This window comes from Lentzea indica (genome assembly GCF_012184385.1).
GTDB classification, from domain to species: domain Bacteria; phylum Actinomycetota; class Actinomycetes; order Mycobacteriales; family Pseudonocardiaceae; genus Lentzea; species Lentzea indica.
This window is the reverse complement of record NZ_VSRL01000017.1, coordinates 19,480-32,392: the sequence shown is the minus strand read 5'-3', so window position 1 is coordinate 32,392 and position 12,913 is coordinate 19,480. Positions and strand designations below refer to the sequence as shown.

Here is a 12,913-nt window from a genome sequence, read left to right as displayed (position 1 = left end):
TCGCGGGTTGCAGCTCAGTAGAGATGGTTGAACACTGGACGAATATGACCGGCCCTCTCTGGAGGTTGTCATGGACGTAGTCGCCCTGATCGGCCGGATTCTGTTCGCGTTGCTGTTCCTCGGCTCGGCGTTCGGTCACTTCACCCAGACCGAGGCCATGGCCGGTTATGCCGGGTCCAAGGGAGTGCCCGCGGCCAAGCTCGCGGTCCTCGCGGGTGGTGTGGTGCTCCTGCTGGGTGGCCTGATGATCCTGCTCGGCGTGTGGGCGGATCTGGGTGCGTTGCTGCTGGCGCTGTTCCTGCTGCCCACGGCGGTGTTGATGCACGGCTTCTGGAAGGAGACCGACGCTCAGGCCAAGCAGATGGAGATGGTCCAGTTCCAGAAGGACGTGGGACTCGCCGGCGCCGCGTTGTTGTTGTTCGCGCTGTACGCCGGGTACGGCGCCGGGCTGGGCCTGACCATCACCGGGCCGCTGTTCGGCTAGCCGAACAGGTCCAGGGCGCGGGGGTGGTTTGCCCGGATCAGGGTCCGGGCGGCGTGGCGGATCACGTAGCGCATCTCACGCTGCCGTTGGTGTCCGGTGTCCCGCGATCGCGCAAGCGTGTCGAGCGCCAGGTCCGGGTCCTTCTTCGCGATGTCGTTGACGTGGTTGGCCACGGATCGCGTCACGTGCCGCGTCGGGTCGGCGAAGAGCCGGTCGAGGAGCGGGATCCCGACGTCGTAGGACAGTGTCAGGTTCCGTGCCCACGGGAGCCGGGGACGCGTGCCCTCGCTGCACAGCCGACGCACGTGGTAGTGCTCGTCCTTCGTCCAGACCAGCAACGTCGCCAGCACTTGATCGGGGAACGCGTCGAGAAACGGCCGGATCGCGAACTCGGCCGAGAACCGTGTGGTGATCTCACGCAGGGCGGTGAGCGAGAAGTCGAGATCCTCGACCGTGCGGCCGCGCCGGGCAACGTACTCGGCGTACGGCGCGTAAATGAAGTCACCGAAGTCGCCATCGGAGAGGGCCGGATCGGCTGGGGCGGGCAGCGAGCGCACCAGCACGTCCGCTGCCCGCCGGAAGTCGTGCGGCAGATGCCTTTCCAGGCGCATGGCGATCCAGTCGATGCGCGCCTTGAGTTCGAGCTCCGGGAACCGCGCGACGACGACGGCGACGAACTCGTCCCGCCGGAACGCCGAGTCCACGCGCTCGATCTCGCCACCGATCAGCTCAACCTTCTCGCGTGTGAAGAACTGGTCCTTGAGGGCAATCCGCGCCACCGTCACTCGTAGCTCTTCAAGACCTCGTAGACGGGTTGCGTGTGGGTGTCAGAACTCTGCAATGGGCCGCCCACCTGACGCGATCGCGCATCAACAACCACAAGAGCATGATCGTGAAGCGTGGTCGACTGCTGTACCTGATCCTCGTCCGGCTCGGCGGCTGGTTGACTTTTCAGTTGTGCGGTACGTGCGGGGCAGCGAGTGAGTGCCGGCCAGGTCATCGCCGCGATGGGCAACCGCGGCGAGTCGACTGGTCCCCACCTGCGCTTGGAAATCCGGGAGCGCAGCGGCCGCTCAGGGCACCGGTGCCGGTTCGATGCCCGCGACGAGGTTGAACGCGCCAGTGAGCAGGTTGAGAGCCACCACCCCAACAACATCGGCGATGATGCGGTCGCTCCAGCCGTGTGCCCGAAGCCCAGCAATGTCGTCGTCTGAGATCCCGGACGGCTCCGCGAGAACGCGCACCGCGAAGGCGATCAGTGCCGCCTCACGTGGATCGACGGCGGTTCCCTGGCGGGCGAGGACGATGTCGCTGTCGCTGACTCCGTTCGCACGGGCAGCCTCGATGTGCGCTGCCAAGCAGGTGCCACAGCCGATCCACTCCTGCGCGGCGAGGGAGATCTTCTCGCTGAGTGCGCGCGGCAGCTTGACGCGTTTGAGCGCTCGCGAGAAGTCCGGGTAACCCTGCAGCAGTGCGGGTGAGTGGGCCATGGTGCTCACCATGTCGCCGACCGAACCATGTCGCGTGATGATTTCGGTGAGCAGTTCACGAGACTTGTCCGGGGCGTCCGCCGGGGTGAGGGCGGGGATCCGTCGCATGTGGAACTCCTGGAGAGGAAGGGTTGCCGCCCGCCGTGGTGAGGCGGGCGCAACCGAGGTGGACGATCAGGCATTGACCGGCTCGCGCTCGGCGTCACGGACGGCCGCACGGCTGCCGCGCAGCGTGCCGCTCGCGGCGAGCGCGCCCACGATCGCGATGCCGGCGGCACCGATGAACGCGGCAGACACTCCGGTGGTCAGCGCGTTGACGTCACCGAGCTGACGACGCCGTACGAGGCGGCGAGCGCGGTCATCGCGGCCAGACCGAGTGCGGACCCGATCTGGTAGCTGGTGTTGACGATGCCGGACGCGAGGCCGCCTCCTCCGGGCGCGCGCTCGACGATGGCGGTACCCAGCGAGGGATGAACGCCAGCGCCATGCCGGTGGCGGCCAGCGCGACGCGGGCCAGGACGTCCACCCAGTAGTTGCCGTCCGGACGCACCAGTGCCAGCCAGCCCAGGCCGGCGGCAAGCACGACGAGACCGGTGACGACCATCGGCTTGGCGCCGAACCGCGCGGTGAGGCGAGGTGCGACGACCACCATCAGGACCATGATCGCGGTGGTCATCGGCAGCAGCGCCGAGCCGCTGGCGAAGGCGCCGAGGCCGAGGACCTGCTGCAGGTAGAGGTTGAGGAAGAACCACATCGGGATCCACGCGCCACCGAGCAGCAGCTGCGCGATGTTCGCCGCCCCGAGCTGGGGTGTGCGGAAAATGCCGAGCCGCACCAGTGGAGCCTTCCGCTTGGCCTGGATGAGCAGGAACGAGCCCAGCAGCACCACGGCGACGGCGAGGCCCACGATCGTCTCGGCCGAGGCCCAACCCGCTTCGGGAGCACGCACGACGGCGTAGACAGCGACCGCGAGGCCGGCCGTCACGGTGATCGCGCCAAACAGGTCGGTCGAGCCGCGCTGAGCGGCACCCGCGGGCATCAGGGCAGGGATGGCGATCAGGGCGATCACCGCGATCGGCACGTTGATGTAGAACACCCACGGCCAGCTCAGGTACTCGGTGATCACGCCGCCGAGGAAGACACCGGCGGTGCCACCGGCCGGGGCTGCGGCGCCGTAGACGGCGAGCGCCTTGCCGAGCTGCGCCGGTTCACTGCCGAACAGCATCATCAGCAAGGTCAGGGCGGAGGGAGCGATGAGCGCCGCTCCAGCGCCCTGCACCGCGCGACCGAGCAGCTCCACCCAGATCTCACTCGCGGCGCCGGCGATGACGGAGCCTGCGAGAAGCACCAGCCAGCCGGTGGCGAACATGCGGCGAGCGCCGAGCAGGTCGGACAGCTTGCCGCCGAGCAGGAGCAGTCCACCGAAGGCGACGACGTAGGCGTTGAAGACCCAGGACAGGTTCTCCTGCGAGAAGCCGAGATCCGCCTGGATCCGCGGCAGGGCCACCCCGATGATCGAGGTGTCCATGATGACCATGAACTGTGCCGCGGCGATGAGGGCGAGTGCCCACCACCTGCGCCGGGCTGAACCATCCACACTGGACATTTCTTGTACTCCATACCGGTAGGGGGTATCAACCGGACAGACGTCTGCCCCGATCGCGTAACAACTACCCCTGCGAAACGGAAGATCTTGACGGACCGTGGCCGCAAGCGTCTCGCGGCCACGGTTCACTCAGTGCTGGTGATGACCTTCATGGCCGCCACCGTGGTACTGGTGCACCACCGCGTGCCCTTTGCCGCGCGAGATCAGCCAGCGGTTGACCGAAACCGTCACCACGAACGCCACTGCCAGCGCGAACGCGAGGCTCACCCAGAACAACCAGCTGCCGAGGCCCGCTTCCATCGCGCCCGGCACGGCCAGCATGACCCCGTTGTCGACGATCTCCATCACGGCGATCGACACGGTGTCGGCGGCCAACGCCACGCCGATGGCGGCACGGAGAGGCAACCCGGACTTGAGCACGGGCCGGATGGTGAGCGCGTAGCCGAACACGAAGGCAAGGGCGACCGCGAGCGCGATGGTCGACAGGTTCGACCAGCCCAGCGCGGTGCCGATGACCATGCCGAGCACCTCGCCGATCGCGCAGCCGGTGAGGCAGTGCAGCGTCGCAGAGATGGCGAGCTTCGTCAGAGTTGATTGCGCACCAGCGTGATTCATGACCCGTTCCCTTGCCTTACCTCTCGGCTTACATACCCTGCGGGGGTATACTGTGGCGAAGATACGCTCATACCCCCTAGGGGTGTCAAGGCCGTTTGAGGGGACACCGACAGTGCGCGTCATCGCCATCGAGGAACACTTCTCCCACCCAGCCCTGCAGAGTGCGGATGCCCTGGCTTCGCTTCGCCGTCACCCGCAGCTCGCCCGCGTCCAGGAACGCCTGGAAGACGTCGGGGCAGGAAGGCTGCGCGACCTGGACGCGGCAGGGATCGACCTCCAGGTCCTCTCCCACACCGTGCCCGGCGCAGAACGCCTCGTTGGGGCGGAAGCGATCCAACGCGCAACAGAGGCCAACGACGCTCTGGCGCGCATCGTCGCTGCTCACCCGCACCGCTTCGCCGGCTTCACCGCGTTGCCGATGCGCGAACCCCACGCAGCCGCGGTCGAGCTGCGGCGCGCCGTCGACGAACTCGGGTTCAAGGGTGCGCTCGTCAACGGACTTGTCGACGGCCACTTCCTGGACGATCCCCGCTTCCGGCCGGTGCTGAGCCAAGCCGAGAAGCTCGGCGTGCCGATCTACCTGCACCCGGCTGCTCCCCCGGCGGCGGTCGCCGGCGTGTACTTCAGCGGTCTGCCGCAGATCGCCGCCGATCACCTGGCCACGGCGGCGTGGGGATGGCACTCCGAGACCGCGTTGCACGTGCTGCGGCTGATTGTTTCCGGGATCTTCGACGAGTTTCCCGCACTGCAGGTGGTCATCGGTCACATGGGCGAGATGATCCCGTTCGCGTTGGCCCGGATCGACACCGTGCTCACACCGATCAGCAGCAAGCTCCGGCAACCCGTCGCAGACTACTTCCGCACCAACATCTGGATCTCCACCAGCGGCTACACGACGTTCCCGCCGCTGCAGTGCGCGCTTGCCGTGCTGGGCGCCGACCGGATCATCTTCTCCGTCGACTACCCCTATACACCGAACGAACCCGCCCGAGCGCTGCTCGACAACGCACCGATCGACGACGCGGATCGGGAGAAGATCGCTCACGGCAACGTGGAGCGGCTCTTCGGTCTGAGCTGACGACGTTCAATGCTCCTATCAGGACCAGTACCCGATTGGAGCATCAATTCAGCGACGGGCGAACCGTGAAGGTGCTGCCGCTGTCGGCGGAAGCGTGGATGGCGGAATCTCCGCTCGCGTACACGATTCCATCCGATGCGACGCCGATGACGATGTCGCCCTCGGACCAGTCCAGGAGCTCAGGCGGCTCATGCGATCTGCACTCCGTGTTGTTGCAACCACGCCAACGGATCGAGCTTTCTCCCGGCTTGATCCCAGATCTCGAAGTGCAGGTGCGGACCGGTGGAGATGCCGCGGTTCCCGACCTGGGCGATCACCTGGCCGGCACTCACCCGTTGGCCTTCGCGCACGGCGTAGCTGTTGATGTGGCCGTACACGGCAGTGGTTCCGTCCGTGTGCTCGATCCTGACCCACAGTCCGAAGCCGCTGGCCGGTCCCGCGTCCGTGACGACGCCGTCCATGACTGACCTGATCGGCGTTCCGATGCGGTTGGCGATGTCGAGGCCGTAGTGCGTCGTTCCCCACCGGGGACCGTAGTTGGAGGTGATCGTGCCCTGCGTCGGTGCGAAGACCTTGATCTTGCGCGCTTGCTCCGCCTCGTACTCGGCCTTGCGCCTTGCGGCCGCTTCCGCCTCACGCTGTTCGGTGATGCGCAGACTCGTGTTGAGCCGCTCCACCTCGTCGTGGCCAGGCTGGCGAACCCGCAACAGGTTCGGCCCGGCGCTGTAACCGCCTACACCGTCCACACCAGACAGGTTGGCCGACAACAGGACTTGGTCCTGTGCGCGGACCGACGCATCCTGTGGTGCGATGTCGAACTGAAAGGCCGCCGCGGCGGCTCCAGCCGCAACGCCGGCGATGAACACGTGGGTCGACAGGCGCGTGGAGCGGTGCGGCGTAACGGTTCGTGCGTGTCGGGACATCGAGTCAGCCGACGATCCGCCGGGCACCGATGTAGTGGCCGTCGCCGCGGATCGCACGCACGTCCACCAGCTGCCCCTCGGTGGGCGCGTCCACCATCTTGCCTTCGCCCACATACATGGCGACATGGTGGATCGCGGCGGGATTACCGGTGCCGTCGTCGTAGAACACCAGATCACCAGGCTGGAGCTCGTTCTGGGCCACCGGCCTGCCAACTCGGTACTGGTCCACCGCGACGCGAGGTAGCGTGACTCCGGCCGTCGAGTAAGCCCACTTCGTCAGACCGGAGCAGTCGAAGGCGTTCGGGCCGTTGCCGCCCCACTGGTACTGCGAGCCCCGCTTCGACAGGGCCGCCTGCAGTGCCGTGTTGGCCGCACCGGGAGGCCCCAGGTAGGTGCCGGCGTCCTTGACCTGACCGAATCCGAGCCCGGCTTTCTGAGCCGAGCTGAGGTTGTTCACAGCCTTGCGGAGCTCAACGATCCGGCCGTCCAGTTCGGACTTGCGCTTCTTGAGGTCGTCAGCGACCGCCGCCGCCTCGTTGGCCGCCTTCTCGGCGCGCTGCTGGACGTCATTCGCTTGAGCCACCGCGGCGGACAGCTTGTCCATCGCTTCCGCGTTGTCGGCCGCCAGCATCTCCAGCGCGGACATCCGGTTGAGGAAGTCTTGCTGGGAGTCGCTGACGAGCATCGCCGAGAGCCCGTTGAACTGTGCGCCCTGGAAAGTGGATTCGGTGAGCACATCGACCTGACCGCGCAGCTGCTCCTCGGCCTGCTTGGCCTGGTTCAGGTCCGCGGCGGCCTTGGTCAGCTCGGCCTTCTTGGCGTCGAGGTTCTCCTGAGCCTTGAGCACGTCGTCGTTGAGCTTCTCCGCCTGCCCGCTCAGCTCCTCGTACTGTTCGACAGGATCGCCCGCGGGCTGGGCGCCAGCAGAGCCGGAGCCGCTGCCGACAACCACCAGGACCGCCGCAACCGCCAGTGCACCTCGTTTGCCGCGCTTGAGTTGATGCGACGTCACGTCGCCGTACCTCCGTAGTCGGGAACAGGCCTCCCCCGATGCCTTGGCGCAAGTTACGGCAACGTCACGGCGTTTGTCTACTAGGCAGCCTAGTAGGTCAGGCCGTGTGACCCGGAACACGACTGGTCCGCCATCCCCTGCACGACTTCGGCATTCACGTTTGACAGCGAACATGGCGACACTTCGCCACACCATGTGGATCGTCCAGGACAAACACGGCATTACAGGTGATCATATGTCCACAATGGACACGATCGAGCGATTCCCGCCCGTATCACGATCGCGATATGTTCGTAACCGTGCGGATTCAGACGACGACACTCGGTGGCATCCGATCGACGGCGTTGGCCGTCGTGCTGGCCGTGCTGTCGTTCTTCGTCTTGAGCACGCTCTGCTCCGCTGAAGGCCACGCTTCGGCCATTCCCAGCCACGAACACACGGCTGACTCGGCACACAGCCACAGCCTCGCGCATGCCGCGGAGCCCGCACTTTCCGACCATTGTCACCACGACCGCGAGCCTTTCCACCGCAAGGCCGCGCTCGACCGTGCGCTGCATCGCCCGGACGACACGGCGTGGCAAGCGCAATCCAGCCACGACGTTCCGGCCAGCCTCGGCAGCGGGACCTCGACCGTCCCGAGTGGACCCGGCACGGCTTTCTGGTCACGCACAAGCGGTCCTCCCAGAGCGGGCCGCCAGCTCCTGGTTCTCCTCAGCGTCGCGCGGAACTGATCAGCGCGCAGCAGTGCAGGCGAAACCCGGGCAACAACCCCGGTTTCGCCAGTTCGTGCTGCCCACGATCACGTCTTCCGAACCACGCGTACAACCTTGAGGACACCATGCTCGTCACCCAGGGCCAGCCCGGCACGCTGGCCGTTCCTCCCGCACGCATGCTCACGTCGTCGTCCGCACCGCGCTGCCACAGCCCGGCGTCGGTGGTCGGCAACACCCCGGTCCAGTGGATCGACGACCTGTCCGGCCTGTCTCCGCACGGGTTCTGGGCCAAGCTCGAAGGCTTCAACCCCGGAGGCATGAAGGACCGCCCGGCACTGCACATGATCGCCAAGGCTCGCGAACGCGGCGAGCTGGCACCCGGCGGCACCATCGTCGAGTCGACCAGCGGCACCCTCGGCCTCGGTCTCGCCCTCGCGGGCATCGTCTACGGCCACCCGGTCACGCTGGTCACCGATCCCGGCATGGAGCCGATCGTGCAGCAGATGCTGCAGGCGCACGGCGCCGTCGTCGATCTCGTCCCCGCTCCGCATCCGAGCGGCGGCTGGCAGCAGGCCCGGCGCGACCGCGTCGAGCAGATCCTCGAGGAGACGCCCGGCTCGTACTGCCCGGACCAGTACAACAACCCTGACAACGTGGCGGGTTACGAGTCGCTCGCGTTGGAGCTCGTCGCGCAGCTCGGCCGCGTCGACGTGCTCGTGTGCTCCGTCGGCACCGGCGGGCACTCCGCAGGCGTGTCGCGGGTGTTGCGGGAGTACTTCCCCGCCCTGCGGCTGGTCGGCGTCGACACCATCGGCTCGACGATCTTCGGTCAGCCCGCGCGGCCGCGCCTCATGCGCGGTCTGGGGTCCAGCATCTTCCCGCGCAACGTCGACTACGCGGCGTTCGACGAGGTGCACTGGGTCAACGCCGCCGAGTCTGTGTGGGCCTGCCGCAGACTCGCGTCCCGGCACCACGCCAGCGGTGGGTGGAGCGTCGGCGCGGTGGCCGTGGTGTCCAGCTGGCTGGCCCGCACCCACGACCCCGATGTACGCATCGCAGCGGTCTTCCCGGACGGTCCGCACCGGTACTTCGACACGATCTACAACGACACCTACTGCGCCGCGAACGAGCTGCTCGTAACGGCTCCGAGGCCTGATCCGGAGGAGATCCTCGCCACGAGCGATCGCGAGGTCACCGCGTGGACGCGTTGCCGGAATGTCGCGGACCCGATGAGGCATCAGTCGTGACGAACATCGCTCGGCAGTTCCGCTCATTCGACCGGCCAGTACAACTGTTGCTGCTCAACCAGTTCAGCATCAACGTCGGCTTCTACATGCTGATGCCCTATCTCGCCGTCCACCTGTCCGGCGAGCTCGCGCTCGCCGGCTGGGCGATCGGGCTCGTTCTCGGCGTGCGGAACTTCTCCCAGCAGGGCATGTTCCTCATCGGCGGGACGCTCGCGGACCGGTTGGGGTACAAACCGCTGATCGTCGCCGGCTGTGCCCTGCGGACAGCGGGCTTCGGGCTGCTCGGCTTCGTGGACACGTTGCCCGCGCTCATCATCGCCTCGGCGGCCACCGGATTCGCCGGTGCTCTGTTCAACCCGGCGGTGCGCGCCTACGTGGCGAACGACGCCGGACCACGGCGCGTCGAGGCGTTCGCCTTGTTCAACGTCTTCTACCAGACCGGAATCCTGGTCGGCCCGCTCATCGGGTTGGTGCTGACCGGCGTCGACTTCTCGCTGACCTGCGCCGTCGCCGCCGTTGTGTTCGCTGTGCTGACCGTGTTGCAGATCAGGTCTCTCCCGGCACGCAAGGCCACGACTCGCACCGACAGCTCCGTGCTCGAGGACTGGCGCGGCGTGTTCGGAAACCGCAGGTTCGTCCTGTTCGCCGTCGCGATGATCGGCTCGTACGTGCTGTCGTTCCAGATCTATCTGGCGCTCCCGCTGGAGGCACGCCGCGTCGCAGGTGACGGTGTCGGCGGCACCGTGCTGGTCGCCGCGTTGTTCGCGGTCTCCGGTGTGCTGGCCATCGTCGGGCAGCTGCGGGTCACCGGGTGGTTCCGGCGCAGGTTCGGCACCGACAGATCACTTGTGATCGGGATGTTGTTGATGGCCGCTGCCTTCCTTCCTCCAGCATTGCCCACACCATCCAGCGGAGTGGTGGCGTACGTGCCGGTGCTGCTGTCCGCGACGTTGGTGGCGTTCGGCACCATGGTCGTGTTCCCGTTCGAGATGGACACGATCGTGGCGCTGTCGGGCGATCGGCTCGTCGCCACCCACTACGGGCTTTACAACACGGTGGTGGGCGTCGGCATCCTCGCCGGAAACCTGTTCACCGGCACCGCGCTCGACCTGGCGCGCGCCGCGGGGGTGCCCGCGTTGCCGTGGCTGGCCCTGACTGCGCTTGGGTTGTTCTGCGCGTGGAGCCTGCGCGCGCTCAACCGCGTGTCGGCTGTTGAACCGGTTGGAGCGCTGACCCGTAGAAAGCAGTGATGCAACCTACTAGGTACGGTAGTTACATGGGCATGCACAGCAGGGCGACCCAGTGGGTCCTGCTGTGCGTCCTGTTCCTCGGTGTCGTCGGCATGCACCACGTCAACGTGAGCAGCGACGTGTCGCTCGCACACGGGTCCATGTCCACGAGTGCGCACCACGCGCCGCCGTCCGAGGATCCGGCACCGCAGCCGACGCACGAGATGTTGCACCTTTGCGTTGCCGTGCTCTGCGCCGTCGTATCTCTGCTTTTGCTCGTGTGGCTGCTGCTGCGCACAGCGCGCCCGATCGCGGGTCGCATCCTCGCGTCGGCGGCGTGGCCACGCGCTCCCGAACGACCGCCGCCCAGAGGCGGTCGCGACTTGCTCAGCTCCCTGTGCGTGTTGAGGTTGTGATCGGCCCGGTTCCCAGAGGCAAGTCACTTTCCCAGCACAGAAGGAAGAACCACCAATGAGGAAGTCTCTGATCGTCGCCGGCTTCGCGACTGTCGCGCTCGTCACCGGGTGCGGCAGCAGCAACGACATGGGGGGCATGCAGCACAACTCGACCGCTGCCTCAACCCCGGCTTCCGGCCAGCAGGCGGCGGACCACAACGATCACGACGTGCAGTTCGCCCAGGAGATGATCGCCCACCACCAGCAGGCGGTGGACATGGCCAAGATGGTGCCGGGCAAGACCACGAACGCAAAGGTGACCGATCTCGCCAAGCGCATCGAGGGAGCGCAGGACCCGGAGATCAAGACGATGACGGCGTGGCTCTCCAAGTGGGGTGCCTCCCCGACGGTGTCGTCGATGCCCGGAATGGACCACGGCTCAATGGGTAGCGGCAACGGCATGATGACCGCCGAGGAGATGGCCAAGCTCGGAAAGGCCACAGGCGCCGAGTTCGATCGCATGTGGATGGAAATGATGATCAAGCACCACCAGGGTGCGATCGACATGTCCAAGACTCACATCGAGAAGGGCAGCAACGCCGAGAGCAAGAAGCTCGCGCAGGACATCATCACCGCGCAGCAGGCTGAGATCACCGAGATGCAGGGCCTGCTGAAGTAGAAGCACCGCAAGACGTTCAGGCCGGAGCAAACCGTGTTCGCCCCGGTCTGAACGCTCTCCTCTGCCGCTGGCTACTATAGCGAATCGTAGTAGTAACTAGTCCTTCTGCCGTATCCTCTCGGCCAGGAGGAACGATGCACGGACTTGGTGAATTGGAAGCCGCGGTGATGAACGTCCTGTGGCAGGAGCACCCGCTCAAGGTGCGCGACGTGCTCGACCGCCTCGAAACGGGAAAGAAGCTGGCGTACACCACCGTGATGACCGTGCTCGACAACCTGCACCGCAAGGGCTGGGTCACCCGCGAACTCGAAGGCAAGGCCTACCGGTACGAGCCGGCGTTCAGTCGCGCCGAGGCAGCCGCCCGCACCGTCCGCGACGTCCTCGTCTCCTCCGGTGATCCCGAAGCCGTGCTGATGCACTTCGCGCAGTCGGCGACGGAGCGAGAGTCCGAGCTCCTGCGCCGAGCCCTTCCTAAGAAGAAGAGGTCGTCCGCCTCATGACGGTCGCGGTCTCGCTGCTGATCGGCGCGGCGCTGATGAGCTGGCTAGCTCCCACGGTCCTGGCTCGCCGGGTCGTCAACGGGGGCGATCCACTGGTCGCGGTGATCGCGTGGCTGACGTCGGCGGCGGCCGTGGCTCTCACCACGCTCGGCGGTGTCGTCCTTCTTCTTCTCCCGAACCACGGGTTCGGGGAGACCCTGCTCGCCGCGCTGGGCAACTGCTGGTCCTCGGTCCGGCACGGCACTCCGCCCAGCGTCGAGGCGGTCAGCGGCGTCGTGGGCGCCCTGCTGCTACTCGGCCTGAGTGTGCGATTGGTCGTGGGCGCGGTGGGTAGTGCGCGGCGACGAGCGCGCAGGCGTGAGGACCACCTCGCGGTCCTGCGCGTCGCCGCACGGCGCGACGGCGAGACGTTGTGGCTCGAGCACGACGAACCGCTGGCGTTCAGCCTCACCGGGCGCCCTGGCGTCATCGTCGCGACGGACGGCCTGGCCAGGAAGCTCACCGGTGCCCAGGTGGACGCCGTGCTTGCGCACGAACGCGCCCATCTGACGGGTCGCCACCATCTCATCGTCGCGATCGGCGAGGCGATGGCCAGCGCTTTCCCGTTTCTGCCGCTGTTCAAGCTGGCACCCGGCATGCTGCGTGAGCTGGTGGAACTGGTCGCGGACGCGGCGGCTGTCCGCGAATGTGGCGCGGACGCGGTGCGGAGCGCCCTGCTCAAGGTGTCTCGCCACGGTGCGCCGGGCACGGCCCTGGCGATGAGCGGTACCTCCATGGACGTGCGCGTCGAGCGGCTGCTCGACGGACCAGCTCCCGCAAGCCGACGCCGCCAGCTGTTCTCCTGCGGGCTGGCGGGCGTCACCGCGATGGTTCTCCCCGTGCTGGTCGCTGCGGGCGCGATGTTCGCCGTGGTGGCCGTCGCCTGTCCGGCCTGAACAGGAC

At 67.0% G+C, this 12,913-nt stretch carries 14 protein-coding genes and 2 pseudogenes; 10 read left to right on the top strand and 6 right to left on the bottom strand.

The window, feature by feature from the left end; genetic code table 11:
• Window positions 1-70 precede the first annotated feature (70 nt).
• A complete protein-coding gene (locus tag FXN61_RS07505) occupies window positions 71-484 on the top strand; it encodes a DoxX family membrane protein (RefSeq protein ID WP_167971546.1) in 414 nt (137 codons plus the stop codon).
• Here FXN61_RS07505 and FXN61_RS07500 read toward each other — a convergent pair.
• The gene (locus FXN61_RS07500) at window positions 481-1,263 is read right to left on the bottom strand and encodes a hypothetical protein (protein WP_223165335.1); all 783 of its coding nucleotides are present in this window, start codon (window positions 1,261-1,263) and stop codon (window positions 481-483) included. The genes FXN61_RS07505 and FXN61_RS07500 overlap by 4 nt on opposite strands.
• A 189-nt stretch (window positions 1,264-1,452) precedes the next feature.
• On the opposite strand from FXN61_RS07500, the pseudogene FXN61_RS07495 reads away from it, so the two are divergent.
• Window positions 1,453-1,536, top strand: a pseudogene (locus FXN61_RS07495) (M23 family metallopeptidase); the annotation flags it as partial.
• Window positions 1,537-1,557: 21 nt separating this feature from the next.
• Here FXN61_RS07495 and FXN61_RS07490 read toward each other — a convergent pair.
• The 3 genes and pseudogenes from FXN61_RS07490 to FXN61_RS07480 form a co-directional block, all read right to left on the bottom strand.
• On the bottom strand, window positions 1,558-2,082 hold the full coding sequence (locus tag FXN61_RS07490) for a carboxymuconolactone decarboxylase family protein (protein ID WP_167971541.1): 525 nt from the start codon (window positions 2,080-2,082) through the stop codon (window positions 1,558-1,560).
• A gap of 66 nt (window positions 2,083-2,148) precedes the next feature.
• Window positions 2,149-3,511, bottom strand: a pseudogene (locus FXN61_RS07485) (MFS transporter).
• 198 nt (window positions 3,512-3,709) lie between these two features.
• Window positions 3,710-4,195 (bottom strand): DUF4396 domain-containing protein, encoded by a 486-nt coding sequence (locus tag FXN61_RS07480; protein ID WP_167971539.1) that lies wholly within the window; start codon window positions 4,193-4,195, stop codon window positions 3,710-3,712.
• A gap of 112 nt (window positions 4,196-4,307) precedes the next feature.
• Here FXN61_RS07480 and FXN61_RS07475 point away from each other — a divergent pair, with 112 nt between their 5' ends.
• On the top strand, window positions 4,308-5,273 hold the full coding sequence (locus FXN61_RS07475; protein ID WP_167971536.1) for an amidohydrolase family protein: 966 nt from the start codon (window positions 4,308-4,310) through the stop codon (window positions 5,271-5,273).
• A gap of 188 nt (window positions 5,274-5,461) precedes the next feature.
• Here FXN61_RS07475 and FXN61_RS07470 read toward each other — a convergent pair whose 3' ends face one another.
• Both FXN61_RS07470 and FXN61_RS07465 read right to left on the bottom strand, forming a co-directional pair.
• Entirely contained in the window at window positions 5,462-6,019 is a 558-nt protein-coding gene (locus FXN61_RS07470) for a M23 family metallopeptidase (RefSeq protein WP_167971493.1), read from the bottom strand.
• A gap of 181 nt (window positions 6,020-6,200) precedes the next feature.
• Window positions 6,201-7,208 carry an NlpC/P60 family protein gene (locus FXN61_RS07465; protein ID WP_312877590.1) on the bottom strand — a complete coding sequence of 336 codons (1,008 nt, stop codon included), beginning with the start codon at window positions 7,206-7,208 and terminating at the stop codon, window positions 6,201-6,203.
• A 299-nt stretch (window positions 7,209-7,507) separates the two neighbouring features.
• Between FXN61_RS07465 and FXN61_RS07460 the strand changes: the two genes are divergently transcribed.
• The 7 genes from FXN61_RS07460 to FXN61_RS07430 all read left to right on the top strand — a co-directional run bounded on the left by FXN61_RS07460 (window position 7,508) and on the right by FXN61_RS07430 (window position 12,906).
• Complete coding sequence (locus FXN61_RS07460; RefSeq protein ID WP_167971531.1) at window positions 7,508-7,939, top strand: hypothetical protein; 432 nt, start codon at window positions 7,508-7,510, stop codon at window positions 7,937-7,939.
• Window positions 7,940-8,046: 107 nt separating this feature from the next.
• Window positions 8,047-9,168, top strand: coding sequence for a PLP-dependent cysteine synthase family protein (locus FXN61_RS07455; protein WP_167971529.1), 1,122 nt, complete (start codon window positions 8,047-8,049; stop codon window positions 9,166-9,168).
• The gene (locus FXN61_RS07450; RefSeq protein ID WP_167971527.1) at window positions 9,165-10,418 is read left to right on the top strand and encodes an MDR family MFS transporter; all 1,254 of its coding nucleotides are present in this window, start codon (window positions 9,165-9,167) and stop codon (window positions 10,416-10,418) included. The genes FXN61_RS07455 and FXN61_RS07450 overlap by 4 nt, the downstream gene beginning before the upstream one ends.
• Before the next feature lie 26 nt (window positions 10,419-10,444).
• Window positions 10,445-10,813, top strand: a complete 369-nt coding sequence (locus FXN61_RS07445; protein WP_167971525.1) for a hypothetical protein — start codon at window positions 10,445-10,447, stop codon at window positions 10,811-10,813.
• Between the two features lie 55 nt (window positions 10,814-10,868).
• A complete protein-coding gene (locus FXN61_RS07440; protein ID WP_167971522.1) occupies window positions 10,869-11,471 on the top strand; it encodes a DUF305 domain-containing protein in 603 nt (200 codons plus the stop codon).
• Between the two features lie 134 nt (window positions 11,472-11,605).
• Window positions 11,606-11,971 (top strand): BlaI/MecI/CopY family transcriptional regulator, encoded by a 366-nt coding sequence (locus FXN61_RS07435; protein WP_167971520.1) that lies wholly within the window; start codon window positions 11,606-11,608, stop codon window positions 11,969-11,971.
• Complete coding sequence (locus tag FXN61_RS07430; RefSeq protein ID WP_167971518.1) at window positions 11,968-12,906, top strand: M56 family metallopeptidase; 939 nt, start codon at window positions 11,968-11,970, stop codon at window positions 12,904-12,906. Before FXN61_RS07435 ends, FXN61_RS07430 begins: the two co-directional genes overlap by 4 nt.
• The last annotated feature ends 7 nt before the right edge of the window (window positions 12,907-12,913 follow it).

What these genes read in the sequence shown, in the direction of transcription:
- FXN61_RS07490 (WP_167971541.1), bottom strand. Translation starts at nt 2,082, where the DNA reads ATGCGACGGATCCCCGCCCTCACCCCGGCGGACGCCCCGGACAAGTCT.
- FXN61_RS07440 (WP_167971522.1), top strand. Translation starts at nt 10,869, where the DNA reads ATGAGGAAGTCTCTGATCGTCGCCGGCTTCGCGACTGTCGCGCTCGTC.
- FXN61_RS07505 (WP_167971546.1), top strand. Translation starts at nt 71, where the DNA reads ATGGACGTAGTCGCCCTGATCGGCCGGATTCTGTTCGCGTTGCTGTTC.
- FXN61_RS07445 (WP_167971525.1), top strand. Translation starts at nt 10,445, where the DNA reads ATGGGCATGCACAGCAGGGCGACCCAGTGGGTCCTGCTGTGCGTCCTG.
- FXN61_RS07430 (WP_167971518.1), top strand. Translation starts at nt 11,968, where the DNA reads ATGACGGTCGCGGTCTCGCTGCTGATCGGCGCGGCGCTGATGAGCTGG.
- FXN61_RS07455 (WP_167971529.1), top strand. Translation starts at nt 8,047, where the DNA reads ATGCTCGTCACCCAGGGCCAGCCCGGCACGCTGGCCGTTCCTCCCGCA.
- FXN61_RS07480 (WP_167971539.1), bottom strand. Translation starts at nt 4,195, where the DNA reads ATGAATCACGCTGGTGCGCAATCAACTCTGACGAAGCTCGCCATCTCT.
- FXN61_RS07435 (WP_167971520.1), top strand. Translation starts at nt 11,606, where the DNA reads ATGCACGGACTTGGTGAATTGGAAGCCGCGGTGATGAACGTCCTGTGG.